Source organism: Streptomyces sp. NPDC015032 (assembly GCF_043080425.1).
Classification (GTDB): Bacteria; Actinomycetota; Actinomycetes; order Streptomycetales; family Streptomycetaceae; genus Streptomyces.
The window spans coordinates 173,527-192,938 of the sequence record NZ_JBIBVN010000007.1 but is presented as its reverse complement, the minus strand read 5'-3'; the positions used below and the strand labels follow the sequence as shown (position 1 = coordinate 192,938).

The window sequence follows — 19,412 nt, the reverse complement described above, 5'->3', positions numbered from 1 at the left end:
CGCCGGAGCCCGTACCGCCCCACACTCTTGTTGTTCGCCGACCATGGACCCCTGGAGCGCGCTATGACCGGGCACGACCCCCGAGCCGTCGAGATCGACACCAGCAAACCGCATCCCGCCCGGATGTACGACTGGTTCCTCGGCGGCAAGGACAACTACCCGGTCGACGAACAGATGGCCCAGCAGCTGCTGGCCCTCGACTCCAGAGGACGTGACATGGCCCGGGTCAACCGGGCCTTCATGCACCGGGCCACCCGGTGGCTGGCCGAGAACGGCATCCGCCAGTTCCTCGACATCGGCACCGGCATACCCACCGAGCCGAACCTCCACCAGATCGCCCAGCGGACCGCCCCGGAGTCGCGCATCGTCTACTGCGACAACGACCCGATCGTCCTCGCGCACGCTGCGGCCCTGCTGCGTTCCACCCCGCAGGGCGCCACCGAGTACATCCAGGCCGATGCCCGCAAACCGGAGGCCATCCTCGACCAGGCCGGTCGGGTACTCGACTTCGACAAGCCTGTCGCGCTCTCGCTGCTGGCCCTGCTGCACTTCCTGGATGACGAGGACGGCGCGGCCGAACTCGTCGACCGCCTGGTCGAGCGGCTCCCCTCCGGGAGCTACCTGGTCCTCTCGCACACCACCGGGGACTTCGACCCGGACAGTGCGGCGAAGGCGTCGGCCATGTACAAGGCGCGCGGGATGACGCTGCGCCTCCGTTCCCAGGCAGAATTCACCACGTTCTTCCACGGGCTCGAACTCGTCGAGCCGGGCGTCTCGCTCTCCGCGGACTGGCACCCGGAGCTCGGCGAGGCCGTCGACGTCCCCGGCGACGAGCCGATCCCGGGCTACGCGGGCGTGGCCCGCAAGGTCTGACCACCCGGCACCGGGGAAGCCGATAGAACGCCGCGCGGGAAGACATCCCGAACGCGGCGTTCGGCGTGGGTCAGCTAGGGCCTTTCGTTTGGATCAGGCCGGATCAGGGAGCGGGACCTGGTGCGTGCGATCGCAAGGCGGAGGAGGGAGTCGGATGGGGTCTCCCCTGCTCGAACGGAGCCGAGAGCTTGGGGAAGGAGCCCTGGCGAGTGACGACAACGCGGAGGGGGGTCCCCCCTGGCCCTTAAGGCCTTGGGGGAGTGCGTGCCAGGCCCCGCGAGCCCGGCATGATCCAAACGAAAGGCCCTAGGTGATCTCCATCGGCGGGACTCCGGCCCGGGGTCCGCCACGATGTCGACCCCGTTGGACGGCAGCGCCTTCAGCTGCCCAGCTCGTGACCGGTCGTCGCGTCCACCTGCCCGGGGCCTCGTTGTGCCGGCCGCCCACCGACGGCGTACCGGACGGCGCCAGGCCCGGACCGCGGGTGACAATGGAGGCATGTCACGACGCACCACACGACCGAGGCGGTCCGCCACCACCGGAACGCGGCCCTTCGCGGTCACCCCGAACTCGCCGTGCCCCTGCGGCCTGCCCGCTTCCTACGCGGACTGCTGCGGCCGCCTGCACGCCGGGACCCATGCCGCACCGACCTGCGAGGCGCTGATGCGCTCCCGGTACGCCGCGTTCGTCGTCCGGGACGAGGCGTACCTGCTCCGCACCTGGCACCCCGACACCCGGCCGCCCGCCGTCGACTTCGACCCCGGGATGCGCTGGGTGCGCCTGGAGATCCTGGAGACGACGGACGGCAGCGCGTTCCACACCACGGGCACGGTCACCTTCCGCGCGCACTACACGGACGACGGGCGGCCCGGCTCGCTCCACGAGAAGAGCCGTTTCGTCCGGTACGAGGGCGCCTGGGTGTACGCGGCCGCGGTCTTCGCGGACTGACCGGGTCCGCGTGGCGGGGCGCGGTCAGAGGGCGGCCACCACCCGCGGTTTCTGCGGCGAGAGCTCCTGCGCCAGGTCCTCCGCCACCGTCTCGGCGAGCAGATACGCGGTGACCACCCAGGACATATGGGCGGCGCCGCCGAGGTCCGAGACGATCGTCGGCAGCGCCGTACCGACGATCGTCTGGTCCAGGGCGGCCCACAGCTACCTCGTCTCCCGGTACGAGGACGTGGAACGGGTCTTCAAGGACGGGGCGGGGGAGTTCACGACCACCAGCCGACGTCGGGGCGCACCGGCAGCCCGGGGTGGTGCGCGGCCAGGACCTTGTTGGCACGGGCCAGCTCGGAGAGTGCCAGCTCACGGTCGGCCTGGTCCTCGACGCAGAGCCGCGGGCCGCGGAAACTGCGCACCTCGCGTGTGGCGCACTCGGCGTCGAACTCCGCCTGCAGGATGTGCGGCGGGATGCAGGACCCGATCAGCGCGGCGACCCGGTCCGGGATCGGTACGGGGACGAGGAGGTGGGAGGCGGTCATGCGGGTTTCCCTCTCGGATGGTTGGCCAGGAGGTGGTGTCGTGGTCCGGCCACCGGGTGGGCGGCGGACTCCTCCATGTGTACGGGACGCAGATCCGGGTTTCGCGCCGAGGACGTCTCCGTGTGGCAACCGTTTTGAGAGTGACCGGCTATTTCGCCTTACCCGTAAGTAAGTTGACTCGTGACGAGGGCCGTGATCCGGACAGAAGCCGTATCAGGGCGTCGATTCGTCGCTCCGGGCCCGCAACTGGAGCGCACGCAGCACGGCCTCGGTGGAGAACCGGCTCGCGGGATCGGTCAGTTGCTCGCCGAAGATGGACTCCAGATTGCGCATCCGGTAGCGAACCGTCTGCGGATGGACATCCAGCAGCTCGCCCATGTGGGCCGCGGTGCCACGGGTGTCCAGCCAGATCCGCAGGGTCTCGACCAGCCGCTCCCTCCGGGTGGCGCTGATTCCGGAGATCGGTGCGAGTTCGCGCTGGGCGAGCTGGTCGACCAGGACCGGGTCGGAGAGCAGCCACAGGGTGATGAGGTGGTCTTCGCAGAGGATCACGGGCGCGTCGTCGATGACGCCCGTGTCGACGAGCTCGAGGACGCGCCGGGCCCAGCGGATCGAGTCCGAGGCCAGGGCGGTGGGAACGGTCAGGCCGATCGCGGCACGGGTGCCGAGAAGGGCCTCGTCCAGCATGTGTCTTCGGGCGTCGTCGAATGTACCGGGGATCAGTAGGTGCGGTTGCGGGTCGCTGAGATCGGCCAGGACGTCCCGGTCCGCCACCGCCCGGTCCAGGCCGACGGGGGAGCGGGCGGCGACCAGGGTGACCTGCTCGGGCAGCGCCCATCCGGTCTGCTCGCAGAGTTCGGCGATGGCGGTACGGGGCGCGGGGCGCCCGGCGAGGATCAGATGCAGCAGGCGTCGGCGCATGGCCTCGATCTGCTCACCGGTCTGCGACTGCGCCTCCAGGAAGCCTTCCCGGGACAGGGATTCGAGCTCGTCGACGTAGGCGAAGAGCGCGTCGGCGAAACTGAGCATGAGCGTCGGCGAGAAGTTGTGACTCCGGCCGACCTTCTTGGCCCGGCGCAGGGCGACCCGGGCGCCGAGACGATAGGCGCCCTGAAGCGTCTCCATGGTGCGGCCCTCGTATGCCTCGAATCGTCCGAACCGGCGGCACATGTCGTCGCGTAACGAGGTCGACGTGGACGGTTCGGCGACCAGGTCCACGAACGAGGAGAGGCTCTGTTCGACGCCGACGCGGATGGCCTGTCCGTTGGGGCCGCCGAGCAGTCGAGCGTATTCCGGATAGGCCCGGGTGACCTCGACGCCGATCTCCTTGATGAGGCTCGGCAGTTCGGGCCGCATGATCGCGGCGAATTCCTGAGGGAGCGGTCCCAGCGGATCCCCCGTGTCCGACGGCTGAATGAGTTTCGGCATGACTGTCCCCTTGCTCTCCGGCGCCCGGTGGGGGGTCAGGCGGTGGGGAAAGCGCTCCCACGGACCGACAGGTGCGTACCAAGTCCGCGATGAAGATAGACCAAGTGAGCTGTTGTGCCCACCACTTGGGAGAGATCGAAGTGCATGGGACGCATATCTCGGCCGCGTTGTCAGGCTTCCGTGCAGGTGGGGCGGGAGTGCTCACTTCAGGACAATGTTTTTCGGACATCTACTCCTGTGGCGACAAGGAAGCGGCTCCGGGTCATGCCCGCCGGGCTGTGGGGGCCTGCCTCTGTCCGGGGCGTTGGCCGGGTCCGGGACTGCCGGGGCACATTCCGTGCTGCCGCGTGCCGGTGCCGCGGTCCTGGTCTCCTTTCGTCGCCCCGTGTGCCGAACCCGAGGAGGAAGAATGCGTTTCGGGCCATGGCGCTGAAGCAGTTTTCATCGGGAGACGGAATCTTCGCGATTCGGGGACAACTCTTGGGTCCCTCTCGGGGAAATGGAAAAATCACCAGCCGCCTGCGGTGCGGAATAATAGGGTCCGGCCCGCCGGGGCTCCGCGCGGTTCGAAAGCGGTGCGGCGGGGTGCACCCGGACCGCATTCGGCCGCTGCGCGGACGATCTTACCGGCGGGTACGCGGGCTGTGGCGGTGCGGCCCGCCGGTGACGAGTGCGCCCGAGGTGAGTGTCCGGCGGCCCTCCGGGTACGTGGCCCCGGCACAACTGCTCACTTTCGTATAGAAAACCGTGGCGATCTGCTGAGTTCTCGCTAAGCCGGAATGCCGTTATCGAGAGGGTGAGGGAATTTCTGTGCCGGGTATTGCAGCGCTGGGCTACTGGCTCGTAACGTTCGATCCGCACGGAGTTCGATCACGCAGTCGAGTCCATGGACTTCTGCGATCCACGATGTGAGCCGCCCTCGTGCCGAGCCCATTGCCGGGTGCGGAACGGGGTAATCGGGTACGTCCGACTCCACTCCCCTCGGAGGCTTTTCCGTGAGAAGCATCATCAAGCGTTCCCTCTTCGCCACCGCCGTCGCCACTGCCGCGTTCGGCCTGGCCGCCACCTCGGCCTCGGCCACCGCGCAGTCCCAGTGGACCGTCAGTAATCCGAATGCGAACGGTTCGTTCTCGGCGGTCCTGAAGGCCGGGGCGACGGCCGACCTGCTCGACCTGACCACCAACCAGTCCGTGACCTGCTACTCGGCCACCGCGAGCGGCACCGCCACCAACGGTGTGCACCCGGACGGGAACAACCTCGCGCTGATCGCCTCGGCCAAATGGGGTGACGCCGTCAGCGACCCCTGCGACGGCCCGCTCGGATCCGCGTTCAGCGCCGTGGCGAACGGCCCGATCAGCCTCAACGCCAGCAGCTACAGCGGTGGGGTCACCTCGGGCAGCCTGGCGAACGTGAGTGTGACGATCACCGGCGACACGCTGTTCGGTGTCTGCAAGGCCACGATCTCCGGCTCCGCCAGCAACGCCAAGTACAACAACGCCACGGGTGAGCTGTCGATCACCAACGGCACGGGCCTCAGCATCTCGAACGTGAGCAACTGTGCCTCGCTGATGAACAACGGGGACAGCGCTCAGTTCTCGGCGACCTACAAGCTGGCCCAGCCCCTCACCGTGACCTCCCCGTGAGCCGGTAGTCGGTGCGATGGCCGCGAGCTGCGTGCCGGAGAGGTCTCCGGCACGCAGCTCCCGTCCGGAGCCGACCGACGACAGGCCGCTGCACCAGATGACCAGTCAGCTCCGAGACGACGGCAGGTTGCCGAGATGAGATCAAGGACGAGTCGCCCGCCGCGAGTGGTGCAGGTCGGTGCCGTCGGTGCCATGGCACTTCTGGCCGGATTCATGCCCGGTACGGGTGTGGCGAGCGACACCCGTGTGGTCGAGAAGGACATCGGTTACACCTGCGCCTTTCCCTCCGGAGAGGACCGGACCGATGTCACCGTCTCCGCCGAACTGCCGTCGACTTCCGGCGTAGGAGTCGAGGTCCAGCCAGAGAACGTGCATCTCGAACTGACCGTGCCACGGGCGATGCTGGGGGAACCATCGTCGGGCGGCACTCCTCGGCTCTCGGGTTCCGCCCGGCTGGCGACCACCGTGACGCAGCACGGCGTGCCGACCACCGTGATGTGGCAGGGCCTGGACATCGCGGAATCCTCCGTCGCCCCGGACGAGGACGTGGTGATCAGGGCCGCGGGTGAGGTTCCGACCGTGACGCCGCGTTCGAGCGGTGACCTGGTGTTCGCGGCAGACCGGCTGGACATGGATCTGACTCTGCGGTCGGCCGACAGGACCACGGCCGAGCCGGTGACCCTGACCGTCTCCTGCACGGTGGATGCGGACCAGGAGCCGGAACTCGCCGGCGTCCGCGTTCCCGCTCCTGCCGGGGACCTCCCGGCCGCACCGGCGACTCCGGAACTGCCGTGGGAGCGAGGGCTGTCGGCGGACCCTCGGAGCGCTGCGCCGGGAGCCGGGGCCGGTGCCGACGGGCCCCATGTGCCGATACCCCCGGGCTGCACCCTCGTCTACGGGCCGGTGGACAACCCGCCGAGAGCGGCGCACGGATACATGGCCGGCTACTCGAACGTGAAGAAGCAGAATGCCGCGATGGCCTTCAGGGAGCCGGGCCACCTCAGGCTGCAGCTGAACTCGGCGACCGCCGCCTACACCTGCCCCAAGGGCAGTCTGACCTGGCTCAAGTCATCGGCGACGCTGGACTACCGGGGGAAGGCGCAGATGCCGCCGGCCCGGTCCACATTTCTGACCTTCGGCTTCATGCCGACGACGGCCACGGTGGAACTCGAACTCGTGGGACCCACCACCATCGACACCCTTTCCGAAGGTCCGGACCCCGTCACCAGACGCCGTCCCGAAACGACGACGGCGATCTCGAACATGAGCGTGCGCCTCTACGACGTGAAGGTGAACGGCACGCCGTTGGACGTGGGCCCCGACTGCCGCACGGCCCGGCCCATGAAGCTCGTTCTGACCGGGAAGGGTTCCACCGGCAGGAACCCGGCGGCGGAGGGCTACACGGTCATGACCGGTGGACCGCTCATCGGGACCGCCGATATTCCGGAATTCACGGGCTGCGGTGTGACGGAGGACCTCGACAACGTATTCACCGCGGCGGTCTCCGGAAAGGGCAACTACACCAAGATGACGCAGGGAGCCCTGTGTGTGGACGGGGTCCCGGCGAACTGCCCCGAGCCGCCCAGGCCCCGGCCGGAACGCTGATCCCACCCGGAGCTCCCGGAGTTCTTTGAGCTCCCCGAGCTGCCCGAGCTCCCCGAGCTCACAGAGCTCACAGAACTCCACGGGCTGTCCGGCCCCGATCCGCCGGGCAGGCCCTCGTCCGCCCCACCCCTCTCCAGAAAGGCTGGACCATCAATGAGTGCTGCCCCGAGACGTGTCAGGCCCGCTCTTTTCGGCGCCCTGGTGGCGGTGGCCGTCGGTATTCCCCTGAGCACGTCACCGGCGAGCGCCGCCTCCGCCCAGGAGATGGGCGGCAACTGGGCCCCGTTCACCCGATGCCCGGTCGACGACCCCGCCATGCTGGCCGCGGACGGCCAGGCGGAGATCGCGATATGCGTGGCCTCGCACTCCGGGAGCGGGTCCATCAAGCTCGGCAACACCCAGGCGACGACGGGCGCGAACGACCTCCAGTTCGGTGTCGTCCGCAACGCGACGACGGGCGTCTCCAGGATCGTGGCGCCCGCGGGCGGAGCCATCGTCGGAGCCCCCACCGAGATTCCCGGCGGTCTGCTCGGCCTCATGTGCCCCAACGGGATTCCGGTGATCTCGGACATCTGCCGACAGCTGACGGACAACAGCCTCAACCGGGTCGTCGCCACCGTGCAGTCGGCGGGCACCCCCAGCAACTTCGATCTGACCGCCGGGATGACCGGGGGCAAGCCGATCGTCGACATCCCGGTCCGGATCCACCTGGAGAATCCGTTCCTCGGGTCGAAGTGCTACATCGGAACCACCTCCGACCCGGTGGTGCTGCGCCCGCAGAACCTCACGACGCCGGCACTGGCCGGCCAGCGCTTCGACGCCAACGGCACACCGAACACCAGGGGGGTGCTGAACAGGGTCGCGCTGACCGGGAACGCCCAGGGGGACAGCTCCTTCGCCGTGCCCGGGGTGAGCGGCTGCGGCCCCCTGACCCTCGGCGAGCTCAACTGGGCGGTCAACCTGAAGACCGCGCTGCCGTCGGCGTCCGGGAACAACAACCTGGTGCTCAACGACACCGCCACGTACACGGCGGGCCTGACCTCGCCGGGTGCGGCGGTGCCCGACGCCGGCCGGCTGCTCTCGGAGAACTGGCACGCGGGAGTGGTGCGGTAGGCGATTTCCCGGTCCGCCCCCTTTCCGCAGGACACGGGAATCTCCGCTGTCGTCCGCCCCGCCCGGAGTTCTTTTCCGGGCGGGGCGGACGCATGCCAAGGACTCACTTATCGACAAGTGCGTGACGTCTTTTGCTCACCCGCGTACAAAAAGCAAGTGGCCGTCGAGCACCCGGTAAAAAGTTCAGTAGCCGGTATTGCTAAGGCTGGTTACCGAGCCGTAGCGTCCCAGTTGAGCAGCGCGGAAACCTATCCGTGGCTGCTCGTTCGGTGCACCTGGAGTCGTCGCGGCTCCGGCCCCCATCGGCCACGGGATCCAGACTGCACGCCGGAGACCTTGCGCAGATTTCGACAAAGCCGGTGCCTGACTTTGTCACTCGGTGACAAGTGATCCACGTCGAGCACCTGGTTCGTCGATTTCCGCTGTTCAACGGCTTGTCCTGGCGGTTTTGGCGGACATAGCGTGCGCCTCCTGGTGCACGTGTGACGAGCCGCCCATGGATGTATCAGAGCCGGAGCGCTGACAGATGACTTCGTTCACAACAACTTCGAAGGAGGGCCGATGGGAATCGAAGTAGTCGTCGAAGGCCTCACGAAGTCCTTCGGCAAACAGAACATCTGGCAGGACGTCACTCTCACACTTCCCGCCGGTGAGGTGAGTGTGATGCTCGGGCCTTCCGGCACCGGAAAAACCGTCTTCCTGAAATCCATCATCGGCCTGCTGAAGCCCGAGCAGGGGTGCGTTCTCATCAACGGCGTCGACATGGTGAACAGCCCCGAGCGCGAGATCATGGAGACCCGCAAGCTCTTCGGGCTCATGTTCCAGGACGGTGCCCTCTTCGGTTCGATGTCGCTCTTCGACAACATCGCCTTCCCGCTGCGTGAGCACACTCGCAAGAAGGAATCGGAAATCCGCCGGATCGTCATGGAAAGGATCGACATCGTCGGTCTGCTCGGTGCCGAGGACAAATTGCCCGGTGAAATATCCGGCGGCATGCGCAAACGTGCCGGACTGGCCCGTGCCCTGGTCCTGGATCCGCAGATCATTCTCTGCGACGAACCGGACTCCGGACTCGACCCGGTCCGTACCGCCTACATCTCCCAGCTGCTCATCGATCTCAACGCGCAGATCGACGCGACGATGCTCATCGTCACCCACAACCTCGACATCGCGGCCACCGTCCCGGACAACATGGGCATGCTCTTCCGCCGCAACCTCGTCACCTTCGGGCCACGCGAGGTGCTGCTCACCAGCGATGAGCCGGTCGTCTCCCAGTTCCTCGCGGGACGCCGCGAGGGCCCCATCGGGATGGCCGAGGAGAAGGACGCCGCCACTCTCGCCGCCGAGGAGGTGAACGGCTACGGGGCCGGCATCAGTTCGGCCAACGCCCCGCGCACCGTCGTACCGCAGCTGGAGCCGTCGCCCGGCATGCCCGTACGGCAGGCCGCCCTGCGCCGCCGGGAACGGGTCCTGTCGATGATGGGCCGGCTGCCGGAGGCCGCCCGCACGGCCATCATGAAGAGCTACGCCCCGGCCGCGGGCGGTGGGCGACCGTGACCGCCCCCATGCCGGTGCGGCCCCCCGGGCCGCCCACGGCCGACGGGCCCGGCGCGGGCCCGCGCAAGCCCCCGGAGCAGGGGCCTTCGACGCGGCTGCTGGCCCCGCTGCGCGAGACCGGGAAGCTGTTCTCCCTCGCCGGGACCGTGAGCCGCGAGATCTTCCGCAGACCCTTCCAGATACGGGAGTTCATCGAGCAGTTCTGGTTCGTCGCCAGCGTCACCATCCTGCCCGCCGCGCTCGTCTCCATCCCGTTCGGCGCGGTCATCGCCCTCCAGGTCGGCTCGCTGACCCAGCAGCTCGGCGCCCAGTCCTTCACCGGCGGCGCCAGCGTCCTCGCCGTCATCCAGCAGGCCAGCCCCATCATCGTGGCGCTGCTGATCTCCGGTGCGGCGGGCTCGGCCATCTGCGCGGACCTCGGCTCGCGGAAGATCCGCGAGGAACTCGATGCCATGGAGGTGATGGGCGTCTCGCCCATCCAGCGCCTCGTCGTCCCGCGTGTTCTCGCCACCATGCTCGTGGCCGTTCTGCTCAACGGCCTGGTCTCCGTGGTCGGCACACTCGGCGGCTACTTCTTCAACGTGATCCTGCAGCACGGCACCCCCGGGGCCTACCTCGCCAGCTTCTCCGCCCTCGCCCAGCTCCCCGACCTCTACATCAGCGAGGTCAAGGCGCTGCTCTTCGGCTTCATCGCGGGCATCGTCGCCGCCTATCGGGGACTCAACCCGCGCGGCGGCCCCAAGGGCGTCGGTGACGCGGTCAACCAGTCCGTGGTCATCACCTTCATGCTGCTGTTCTTCGTGAACATGGTCCTCACGGCGATCTACCTCCACATCGTCCCCGCGAAGGGGAGCTGACCCATGCCGATGCTCAGCCGGCTCGATCGATCAGGTGAACAACTCACCTTCTATGTACGTGCGTTGATCTGGATTCCACGGACGCTGCGCCGCTACCTGCGCGAGGTCCAGCGACTGCTGGCCGAAGTGGCCTTCGGCAGCGGCGGTCTCGGAGTCATCGGCGGCACCATCGGTGTGATGGTCGCGATGACCCTCTTCACCGGCACGGTCGTCGGCCTCCAGGGTTACGCCGCCCTCAACCAGATCGGCACCTCCGCGTTCACCGGCTTCATCTCCGCCTACTTCAACACCCGTGAGATCGCCCCGCTCGTCGCCGGACTCGCGCTCTCCGCGACCGTCGGGGCGGGCTTCACCGCCCAGCTCGGCGCGATGCGGATCAATGAGGAGGTCGACGCCCTGGAGGCGATGGGCGTGCGGTCGATGCCGTACCTCGTCACCACCCGGATCATTGCCGGAGTCGTCGCGATCATCCCGCTGTACGCGGTCGGGCTGCTCTCCTCGTACCTCGCGTCCCGCTACGTCACGATCCTGTTCAACGGCCAGTCCGCGGGCACCTACGACCACTACTTCCATCTCTTCCTCTCCCCGGACGACGTGCTGCTGTCGGTGCTCAAGGTGCTGATCTTCAGCGTGATGGTGATCCTCGCCCACTGCTACTACGGCTTCCACGCCACGGGCGGGCCCGCCGGGGTGGGGGTGGCCGTCGGACGGTCGGTGCGCAACGCCATCGTGCTCATCAGCGTCACCGACTTCTTCCTCTCGCTCGCCATCTGGGGCGCCACGACGACGGTGAAGGTGGCCGGCTGATGCGCGCACACCGGACACAGACCGTCCGCCGCAGACTCGCCGGAGTCACCTTTCTCCTCGTGCCCGCCGTCCTCGTTTGGGTGGCGGTCTCGGTGTACAACAAGGACTTCACCGACGACGCCACCGTGACCGTACGCACCGGCAGCGTCGGCAACGAGATGCACGACAACGCGGATGTGAAGCTGCGCGGCGTCGTCGTCGGGCAGGTCCGCGCGATCTCGGCCGACGGGGACGGGGCCCGGCTCACCCTCGCCATCGAGCCCGGCAAGCTCGACCGCATCCCGGCCGACGTGACCGCCCAGATGCTGCCCACCACGCTCTTCGGGGAACGGTTCGTGGCACTCGTACCGCCCGAGATGCCGTCCACGCAGTCCCTGCGGGCCGGGGCCGTCATCCCGCAGGACCGCTCCAGCAACGCCATCGAGCTGGAGGAGGTCCTCGACAACGTCCTGCCGCTGCTGACCGCCGTCAAGCCGGAGAAGCTCGCCGCCACCCTCGGCGCGGTCTCCCAGGCACTCGAAGGACGCGGCGAGAAACTCGGCGACACCCTCCTCACGCTCGACGCCCACCTGAAGAAGTTCAACCCCCAACTGCCCACGCTCAACGCCGACATCAAGGAACTCGTCAAGGTGAGCAAGGTGTACGGGGACGCGGCCCCCGATGTCCTCGACGCGCTCACCGACTTCACCACCACCAGCGGCACCCTCGCCGAACGGGAGGCGGAACTCGCCGACCTGTACGGTTCCACGACCGCCTCCGCGCAGGACATCACCTCGTTCCTCCAGGAGAACAAGGACAACCTGATCCGGCTCTCGGCCACGGGCCGGCCCACGCTGGAACTGCTGGCACGGTACGCGGACGAATTCCCCTGCACCCTGCGGACCATGGCCGGTTTCGTCCCGGCCATGGACAAGGCGCTCGGGAAGGGCACCAGCCGGCCGGGACTCCATGTCACCGTCAAGAGCGTGAAGTCCAAGGGCAAGTACGTGCCCGGCAAGGACACCCCGGTGTACGACGCGACCGGTGGGCCGCACTGCTACTCCGTGCCCTACGTCGGCCGGACCGTACCGACCGCGGACGCCCGTACGGCCGAGGCCGTCGCCCCGGCGGGCACCCCACGCGCCGCCGAACCCGCCGACGGCGCGCCCTCGGACCGGGGCTCCGCCCTCGGCATGCCCAATTCCCCGCAGGAGAGCCGGCTCGTCAACGAGCTGGTCGCTCCCTCACTGAAAGTCCAGCCGCAGACCCTGCCCGACTGGAGCAGCGTGCTCATCGGTCCGGCCTTCCGCGGTACGGAGGTGAAGCTCAAGTGAAGCGCCGCTCCCTCGCCGGGCCGCTCGCGAAATCGATCGCCTTCATCCTGGTGACCGTGCTGGCCACCACGGTCCTCGCCCTGTCCATCGCCAACACGGGGGTCGGTGACACCACCACGTACAGGGCGAGGTTCACCGATGTCACCGGACTGGTCGTCGGCGACAGCGTCCGGATCGCCGGGGTCGAGGTCGGGCAGGTCGAGTCCATCGAGGTGGCCGACAGGCGGCTCGCCGAGGTCGGCTTCGCCGTCCGCAAAGGACGCAGGCTGCCCGCCTCGGTGACCGCCTCGATCAAGTACCTCAACATGGTCGGCCAGCGGTACATCGACCTCGACCAGGGTGCCGGGCCGGTCGGCCGCAGCTTCGCCGCCGGGGCGACCATTCCGCTCTCCCGCACCACCCCCGCGCTCGACCTCACCCAGCTCTTCAACGGCTTCCAGCCGCTCTTCGAAGGGCTCTCCCCACCGGACGTCAACCAGCTCGCGGGCTCCATCGTCCAGGTGCTCCAGGGCGAGGGAGGCACCGTCGACAGCATCCTCCAGCACGTCGGCTCGCTGACCGGCACGGTCGCCGCGAAGGACAAGGTGATCGGCGAGGTGATCAAGAACCTCAACACGGTCCTGAAGACCGTCAACGACCGCGAGGCCGGCTTCAGCGACCTCGTCGTCACGCTCCAGAAGCTCGTCACCGGCTTCTCCGGCGACCGCAAACCGCTCGGCCGGGCGGTCACCGCGATGGGCGCGCTCACCACCGTCACCGCGGACCTCCTCGACGACGGACGCAAGCCCCTCACGGACGACATCAAGCAACTCGGCCGGCTCTCGGACCAGTTGGGCAAGGGGACACCGCAGATCGAGAACTTCCTGCGGAAGACCCCCGCCAAGATGGCAGCGATCGGCCGCCTCGCCTCGTACGGCTCGTGGCTCAACCTCTACCTCTGCGAGGCCAGGGTCAGCGGTGTGACGACCGAGGACGGCAGCGCCCCGCCCACCGGCATCGCGATCACCCAGCCGAGGTGCCTGGCATGAGAATCAAACCACTGCGGGAACGCAATCCCGTCGCCGTGGCCGTCGTCGGACTGCTCGTCCTCGCCCTTGTCGGCCTGGCGGCCTACCGCGCGGACTCGTTGCCCTTCATCGGCGGCGGCACCACCTACCGCGCCGACTTCACCGAATCCGCCGGGCTCGACGAGGGCGACGAGGTACGGGTCGCCGGAGTGAAGGTCGGCGAGGTCACCGGCGTTGCGCTCGACGGTTCCAAGGTGAAGGTCAGCTTCGAGGTGAAGGACGTCTGGATCGGCAACTCCTCCACCGTGGGCATCGCCATCAAGACACTGCTGGGCGAGAAGTACCTCGCCGTGGACCCGCTGGGCGACGCCCCGCAGGATCCGCACGAACGCATCGCGGTGAGCCGCACCACCTCCCCGTACGACGTCACCCAGGCGTTCAACGGACTCGGCGAGACCATCGGGGAGATCGACACCCGGCAGCTGGCCAAGAGCTTCGAGACGATCTCCGCCACCTTCAAGGACTCCCCGCCCGACGTGAAGAGCGCGGCCGACGGCCTCTCTGCCCTCTCCAGGACGGTCTCCGAACGCGACGCCCAGCTCGCCACCCTGCTCAACGGCAGCAAGCAGCTGACCAGGACGCTCGCCGACAAGAAGAGCAGCTTCGAGACCCTGCTGGAGGACGGCAATCTGCTCCTCGGCGAGATCCAGGCACGCCGCGACTCCATCCATCTGCTGCTCACCGGGACCCGGAACCTGGGCACCCAGCTCACCGGCCTCGTCGAGGACAACGACCAACAGCTGAAGCCGACCCTGGACTCGATCGGACGGGTCACCGCGGTACTGGTGAAGAACCGCAAGAGCCTCGACAAGGTGCTGTCCCTCGCCGGTTCGTACAACCGGCTCGTCGGCAACACCCTCGGCAGCGGCCGGTGGTTCGACAACTATGTCTGCGGGGTCGTCCCGAAGAACTACCTGCCCGCCGGAACACCTCCGGCGACCGGATGCATGCCACCCCAGCAGCAAGGCGGCCGCTGACATGAGAATCACGCGCATCGTCGGCATCGGCGCCGGACTCGCCGTCGTGGCCGTCGCGGCCACCACCGGTGTGCTGGCCATGGACGACGAGGGAACCACGAGCATCACCGCCTACTTCGACCGGGCCACCGGTGTGTACGCCGGTTCGGACCTGCGGATCCTCGGCGTCAGGGTCGGCCGGGTCGAGTCGGTCACCCCGCGCGGCAACGAGGTCGAGGTCAGCCTGCGGGTCGACAAGGGCGTCAAGGTCCCCAAGGAGGCGCACGCCGTGGTCGTCGCCCCCAGCCTCGTCGCCGACCGCTACATCCAGCTCGCCCCCGCGTACGACGGCGGACCGCAGATCGCGGACAACGCCGTACTGCCGGCCGCGAACAACGCCACCCCCGTCGAGGTCGACCAGCTGTACGAGTCCATCACCAAGCTCTCCACGGCGCTCGGCCCCGACGGAGCCAACGCGGACGGCGCGCTCTCCGGTCTCCTCGACACCGGCGCCAAGAACCTCGACGGCAACGGAAAGGCCATCGGGAACTCCATCGAACAGTTCGGCAAGGCGACCAAGACCCTCGACAGGAGCAGCGGAAACCTCTTCGACACGCTGTCCTATCTCCAGACCTTCACCACCATGCTGAAGGACAACGACGGCCAGGTGCGCGCCGCGGAACAGCAGCTCAACTCCGTCACCGGGTTCCTCGCCGACGACAAGGAGAACCTCGGCGCGGCGCTGAAGGAACTGGGCACCGCCCTGGCCCGGGTCAAGAGCTTCATCCAGAAGAACCGCGGCGCCCTGAAGGCGAACGTGGACGCCCTGGTGCCGCTCACCCAGACCCTGGTCGACCAGCGTGCCTCGCTCGCCGAGTCGATGGACACGCTGCCGCTCGCCGCGGACAACGTGGTCAGCGCCTACGACCCGGTGAACCGCACGCTCAACGGCCGTACGAACCTCAACGAGCTCTCCATGGGCGGACCGCTCACCGAGGGCCCGGCCGCCGGGCTCGCGGGCCTGACACCGGTGGACGGCGCGCGGCAGAAGGCGCTGCCCGCCCTGCCGCTCCCGCCCGTCGGCACCGTCTACGGCACCCCGGCGAAGACCGCCACGGACAGGAAGGGGGCGCACCGATGAGCCCGGCCCTCCGCAGACCCGGAGCCCGCGCCACCGGCGTCGTCGCGGTGCTGGCGGTGGGCGTCGGCCTGGCGCTGGTCGCCACCGGCTTTGGCCTGCCGTCGTTCACCGGCATCGACCAGGTGCCACTGCCCGGCGGCGCCGACCTCGGCGACCACCCGTACGAGATCACCGCGGAGTTCGCGGACGTGCTCAGCCTCGCCCCGCAGTCCTCGGTGAAGGTCAACGACGTCGCCGTCGGCCGCGTCACCAGGATCTCGCTCAGTCCCGGCGGCTGGAACGCCGAGGTCACCATGCGGGTCAACGGCAAGGTCGAACTGCCCCGGAACGCCTACGCCCACCTCGAACAGTCCAGCCTCCTCGGCGAGAAGTACATCCAGCTCGCACCGCCGGCGAACGGCACCGCCAAGGGCCGGCTCGCCGACGGCGACCGGATCCCGCCGGCCCGGACCAACCGCAACCCCGAGGTCGAAGAGGTCTTCGGTGCCCTGTCCCTGCTCCTCAACGGCGGGGGCGTCAACCAGCTCAAGACCATCACCACCGAACTCAACAAGGCACTCGCCGGACAGGAACCCCAGGTCCGCTCCATGCTGAACCGGGTCAACACCCTCGTCACGAACCTGGACGGCCACAAGGGAGACATCACCGACGCGCTCGACGGCGTCAACCGGCTCTCCGCCACCCTCGCCACCCGCAAACAGGATGTCGGCACGGTCCTCACCGGGCTCAGCCCCGGCCTGAAGGTCCTGGAGAAACAGCGCGGCTCGCTCCTCACCATGCTCCGCTCGCTCGACACCCTCTCCACCGTCGCCGTCGACACGATCAACAGGAGCAAGGCCGACATGGTCGCCGACCTCAAGGCCATCGCCCCCAGCCTCAAGGCGCTCGCCGACTCCGGCCGCGATCTGCCGGACTCCCTCCAGGTGCTGCTCACCTACCCGTTCACGGACGAGGTGCTGCGCGGAGTCAAGGGCGACTACCTCAACGTCTACCTGGATGTGACGGCCATGCCCGGCACACAGATCATTCCGGCACTCGACCCGGATGCCACCCCGCCCCCCGCGAGCGGTGCGAGCAGGAACTCCGGCCCGGAGCTGCCGCTGCCGCTTCCCCCGGTACCGACGGCGGGCACGAAGGAGGCCGGCCGGTGATCACCCTTGCCATCCGGCTGAAGAACATCGCCTTCCTGATCACCGCGGTGCTCGTCCTCGGCTACCTCGGAGTGCGGTACGCCGACCTCGGCCGCTACATCGGCATGCGCGGCTACTACACCGTCACGGTCCAGCTCCCGCGGACCGGAGGGCTGTACACCCACTCCGACGTCACCTACCGAGGCGTGTCCGTGGGCCGGGTCGGGCCGATCGAGCTCACCGACGACGGGGTCGAGGCCGAACTGCGCATCGAGAAGGACGCCCCGAAGATTCCGGACGGCCTCAAGGCCGTCGTCGCCAGCCTCTCCTCGGTCGGCGAGCAGTACGTCGACCTGCGGCCCACCCGTACCGACGGTCCGTACCTGGCGAACGGCTCCGTCATCGACCAGGCGGACACCACCGTCCCCGCCCCCGTCACCAACGTCCTCACCAGCGTCAACGACCTGGCGCGCTCCGTCGATCCGGAGTCCCTGCGCACGGTCGTCGACGAGTTCGGCACCGCGTTCGAAGGGCGCGGCGACGATCTCCAGGTCCTCCTGGACACCGGGAGCGACTTCGTGCGGGCGGCCGACGACGCGCTGCCCGTCAACACCCGGCTGCTGGCCGACGGCGAGACCGTGCTGCGTACCCAGGCCGAACAGGGCGAGGCGCTCAAGGGCTTCGCCTCCGGCGCCGAGCAACTGGCCGCCGAACTCAAGGGATCCGACGCCGACCTGCGCAGGCTGATCGCGGTCGCACCCGGCGCGACCGGCCAGATCAGCGGAGTGCTGCGGGACCTCGACCCGAGCTTCGGCGTCGTCGTCGCCAACCTCCTCACCACCTCCGAGGTCGCCGTCACCCGGCAGCGCGGACTGGAGGAGCTCCTGGTGAAACTGCCCGCGGTGGCGGCCGCGGGATCGAGCGCGGTGGACGAGAACGGGGCCCGGTTCGGCATGTCGGTCACCTTCTTCGAACCACTGCCCTGCACCGCCGGATACGGCTCCACGGTGTACCGCAACGGTCTCGACACCTCGGCCGGGCCGCCCGTCAACACCAAGGCCCGCTGCACCTCGTCGCCCGGCACCGGCATCAACGTCCGGGGCAGCGCCAACGCACCGAAGGGCGGCGCCGTGCCCGAACCCGCCAGGCCCGGATCGATGCTCCTCGGACACGGTGCGGCGGGCCGGCTCCCCGGCACGCTCGGTGTCACCGGGGACGCCACGCCGGCGTCCGGCGGCATGGCCGGCCTGCTGGGACTCGGACAGGGAGGCGGCGCATGACGTCCCGTACGAAGACCCTGAGCGGCTGGGCGGTGCTGCTCGCCGCCGCGGTGGTCTGCGCACTCGGCGGCTGGTCGTACGCCGACGCGCGCGGCGACGAGGACCTGTCGTACGCGAAGAACCGCGATGCCGCGCTGGCCGACGGAGAACGCCACCTCGCCCGGCTGAACAGCCTCGACGGCAAGGACGCCCGGAGCGTCGACGCGGGCCTCGGGGCCTGGCTCGACTCGTCGACCGGGCCACTGCACGACCAGTTGGGGCGCACCCGCAGCAAGGACGCGAGCGCACTGACGAAGTCCGGTTCCACCGCGCGGGGCAAGGTCACCGACGCGGCGCTCACCGCACTCGACGAGCGCACCGGTACGGCGGAACTCATCGCGACCGTCGACGTGGACATCACTCCGCGCACCGGAAAGGGCGGCACCGAACGCAAGCGCTTCGAGGCCACCCTCGTCCGGACCGCGGACGGCTGGAAGGTGAAGGCGCTCACGGCGATTCCGGTCGGGGGCGGCGCATGAACGAGCGGGGAGGAACGATGGCCGTGAGTACGGACGTGGACGCGGAGGCCGTCGAGAACACGGCGGAACCCGGCGCGGCCGCGGACGAGGACGGCACGGACCCGCCCGAGTCCGGTCGCCGGTGGCCCCGCATCGTGGCAGCGGTACTGGTCGTCGCACTCCTCGCGGCGGGCGGCGGACTCTTCGCCGCGGGCAGGCAGATGCGCGACACCCCCGCCGCCTCGAACCGGGCCCTGACCGACAGCGCGGCGACCACCCGGGTCGTCGGCGATGTCGGCAACGCGCTCGGCAAGGTCTTCTCCTACAGCCCGCAGGCCACCGGTGTCACCAAGGAGTCGGCGAAGCAACTCCTGGCCGGCAAGGCACTCCAGCAGTACGCGGCCCTGTTCGGCCAGGTCGAGAAGCAGGCCGCCGACCAGAAGCTGACGCTCACCACGCATGTCGTACGCGCCGGAGTGACCCGGCTGACGGAAGACAGCGCCCACCTCCTCGTCTTCCTCGATCAGGTCTACGAACGCGAAGGCAGGCCGGCCACCACGGCGGCGGCACAGCTCTCCGTCACGGCCGAACTGCGGGACGGCCACTGGACCGTCGTCGAGATCACCTCCAGATAGCAGAGCCCACACTCGTCCAACTCAACACG

The 19,412-nt window shown here is 68.8% G+C and carries 18 protein-coding genes; 16 read left to right on the top strand and 2 right to left on the bottom strand.

Annotation, left to right across the window (positions count from 1 at the left end; translation table 11 throughout):
- Positions 1-63: 63 nt before the first annotated feature.
- Complete coding sequence (locus ACF08M_RS13980; protein WP_392185475.1) at positions 64-873, top strand: SAM-dependent methyltransferase; 810 nt, start codon at positions 64-66, stop codon at positions 871-873.
- Positions 874-1,371: 498 nt separating this feature from the next.
- Positions 1,372-1,821, top strand: a complete 450-nt coding sequence (locus ACF08M_RS13975; protein ID WP_392185474.1) for a YchJ family protein — start codon at positions 1,372-1,374, stop codon at positions 1,819-1,821.
- 263 nt (positions 1,822-2,084) lie between these two features.
- Here the strand turns inward: ACF08M_RS13975 and ACF08M_RS13970 are convergent, their stop codons facing one another.
- Both ACF08M_RS13970 and ACF08M_RS13965 read right to left on the bottom strand, forming a co-directional pair.
- Entirely contained in the window at positions 2,085-2,354 is a 270-nt protein-coding gene (locus ACF08M_RS13970) for a hypothetical protein (RefSeq protein WP_392185473.1), read from the bottom strand.
- Between the two features lie 213 nt (positions 2,355-2,567).
- Positions 2,568-3,782: a helix-turn-helix domain-containing protein gene (locus ACF08M_RS13965; RefSeq protein WP_392185472.1), complete on the bottom strand. Its 1,215-nt coding sequence runs from the start codon at positions 3,780-3,782 to the stop codon at positions 2,568-2,570.
- 995 nt (positions 3,783-4,777) lie between these two features.
- Between ACF08M_RS13965 and ACF08M_RS13960 the strand changes: the two genes are divergently transcribed.
- From ACF08M_RS13960 to ACF08M_RS13895, 14 genes are all read left to right on the top strand, one after another.
- Positions 4,778-5,425, top strand: coding sequence for a hypothetical protein (locus ACF08M_RS13960; RefSeq protein WP_392185471.1), 648 nt, complete (start codon positions 4,778-4,780; stop codon positions 5,423-5,425).
- 192 nt (positions 5,426-5,617) lie between these two features.
- Entirely contained in the window at positions 5,618-7,030 is a 1,413-nt protein-coding gene (locus ACF08M_RS13955) for a DUF6801 domain-containing protein (RefSeq protein WP_392185470.1), read from the top strand.
- A gap of 153 nt (positions 7,031-7,183) precedes the next feature.
- Positions 7,184-8,143 (top strand): hypothetical protein, encoded by a 960-nt coding sequence (locus tag ACF08M_RS13950; protein ID WP_392185469.1) that lies wholly within the window; start codon positions 7,184-7,186, stop codon positions 8,141-8,143.
- Positions 8,144-8,704: 561 nt separating this feature from the next.
- Complete coding sequence (locus ACF08M_RS13945) at positions 8,705-9,700, top strand: ABC transporter ATP-binding protein (RefSeq protein WP_392185468.1); 996 nt, start codon at positions 8,705-8,707, stop codon at positions 9,698-9,700.
- On the top strand, positions 9,697-10,557 hold the full coding sequence (locus ACF08M_RS13940) for an MlaE family ABC transporter permease (RefSeq protein WP_392185467.1): 861 nt from the start codon (positions 9,697-9,699) through the stop codon (positions 10,555-10,557). Before ACF08M_RS13945 ends, ACF08M_RS13940 begins: the two co-directional genes overlap by 4 nt.
- A 3-nt stretch (positions 10,558-10,560) precedes the next feature.
- Positions 10,561-11,364: an MlaE family ABC transporter permease gene (locus tag ACF08M_RS13935; RefSeq protein ID WP_392185466.1), complete on the top strand. Its 804-nt coding sequence runs from the start codon at positions 10,561-10,563 to the stop codon at positions 11,362-11,364.
- Entirely contained in the window at positions 11,364-12,677 is a 1,314-nt protein-coding gene (locus tag ACF08M_RS13930) for an MCE family protein (RefSeq protein ID WP_392185465.1), read from the top strand. Before ACF08M_RS13935 ends, ACF08M_RS13930 begins: the two co-directional genes overlap by 1 nt.
- A complete protein-coding gene (locus ACF08M_RS13925) occupies positions 12,674-13,705 on the top strand; it encodes an MCE family protein (protein ID WP_392185464.1) in 1,032 nt (343 codons plus the stop codon). Before ACF08M_RS13930 ends, ACF08M_RS13925 begins: the two co-directional genes overlap by 4 nt.
- Positions 13,702-14,721, top strand: a complete 1,020-nt coding sequence (locus ACF08M_RS13920; RefSeq protein WP_392185463.1) for an MCE family protein — start codon at positions 13,702-13,704, stop codon at positions 14,719-14,721. Before ACF08M_RS13925 ends, ACF08M_RS13920 begins: the two co-directional genes overlap by 4 nt.
- Before the next feature lies 1 nt (position 14,722).
- A complete protein-coding gene (locus ACF08M_RS13915) occupies positions 14,723-15,841 on the top strand; it encodes an MCE family protein (RefSeq protein WP_392185462.1) in 1,119 nt (372 codons plus the stop codon).
- Positions 15,838-16,992 (top strand): MCE family protein, encoded by a 1,155-nt coding sequence (locus tag ACF08M_RS13910; protein WP_392185461.1) that lies wholly within the window; start codon positions 15,838-15,840, stop codon positions 16,990-16,992. Before ACF08M_RS13915 ends, ACF08M_RS13910 begins: the two co-directional genes overlap by 4 nt.
- A complete protein-coding gene (locus tag ACF08M_RS13905) occupies positions 16,989-18,251 on the top strand; it encodes an MCE family protein (RefSeq protein WP_392185460.1) in 1,263 nt (420 codons plus the stop codon). The genes ACF08M_RS13910 and ACF08M_RS13905 overlap by 4 nt, the downstream gene beginning before the upstream one ends.
- Complete coding sequence (locus tag ACF08M_RS13900; protein WP_392185459.1) at positions 18,248-18,769, top strand: hypothetical protein; 522 nt, start codon at positions 18,248-18,250, stop codon at positions 18,767-18,769. Before ACF08M_RS13905 ends, ACF08M_RS13900 begins: the two co-directional genes overlap by 4 nt.
- The gene (locus ACF08M_RS13895; RefSeq protein ID WP_392185458.1) at positions 18,766-19,383 is read left to right on the top strand and encodes a hypothetical protein; all 618 of its coding nucleotides are present in this window, start codon (positions 18,766-18,768) and stop codon (positions 19,381-19,383) included. The genes ACF08M_RS13900 and ACF08M_RS13895 overlap by 4 nt, the downstream gene beginning before the upstream one ends.
- Positions 19,384-19,412: the final 29 nt, after the last annotated feature.

Excerpts from the sequence above, each read along its gene's own strand:
- ACF08M_RS13920 (WP_392185463.1), top strand. The coding sequence starts at position 13,702 with ATGAGAATCAAACCACTGCGGGAACGCAATCCCGTCGCCGTGGCCGTC.
- ACF08M_RS13965 (WP_392185472.1), bottom strand. The coding sequence starts at position 3,782 with ATGCCGAAACTCATTCAGCCGTCGGACACGGGGGATCCGCTGGGACCG.
- ACF08M_RS13935 (WP_392185466.1), top strand. The coding sequence starts at position 10,561 with ATGCCGATGCTCAGCCGGCTCGATCGATCAGGTGAACAACTCACCTTC.
- ACF08M_RS13930 (WP_392185465.1), top strand. The coding sequence starts at position 11,364 with ATGCGCGCACACCGGACACAGACCGTCCGCCGCAGACTCGCCGGAGTC.
- ACF08M_RS13945 (WP_392185468.1), top strand. The coding sequence starts at position 8,705 with ATGGGAATCGAAGTAGTCGTCGAAGGCCTCACGAAGTCCTTCGGCAAA.
- ACF08M_RS13955 (WP_392185470.1), top strand. The coding sequence starts at position 5,618 with ATGGCACTTCTGGCCGGATTCATGCCCGGTACGGGTGTGGCGAGCGAC.
- ACF08M_RS13915 (WP_392185462.1), top strand. The coding sequence starts at position 14,723 with ATGAGAATCACGCGCATCGTCGGCATCGGCGCCGGACTCGCCGTCGTG.
- ACF08M_RS13910 (WP_392185461.1), top strand. The coding sequence starts at position 15,838 with ATGAGCCCGGCCCTCCGCAGACCCGGAGCCCGCGCCACCGGCGTCGTC.
- ACF08M_RS13950 (WP_392185469.1), top strand. The coding sequence starts at position 7,184 with ATGAGTGCTGCCCCGAGACGTGTCAGGCCCGCTCTTTTCGGCGCCCTG.
- ACF08M_RS13975 (WP_392185474.1), top strand. The coding sequence starts at position 1,372 with ATGTCACGACGCACCACACGACCGAGGCGGTCCGCCACCACCGGAACG.
- ACF08M_RS13895 (WP_392185458.1), top strand. The coding sequence starts at position 18,766 with ATGAACGAGCGGGGAGGAACGATGGCCGTGAGTACGGACGTGGACGCG.
- ACF08M_RS13980 (WP_392185475.1), top strand. The coding sequence starts at position 64 with ATGACCGGGCACGACCCCCGAGCCGTCGAGATCGACACCAGCAAACCG.
- ACF08M_RS13900 (WP_392185459.1), top strand. The coding sequence starts at position 18,248 with ATGACGTCCCGTACGAAGACCCTGAGCGGCTGGGCGGTGCTGCTCGCC.
- ACF08M_RS13970 (WP_392185473.1), bottom strand. The coding sequence starts at position 2,354 with ATGACCGCCTCCCACCTCCTCGTCCCCGTACCGATCCCGGACCGGGTC.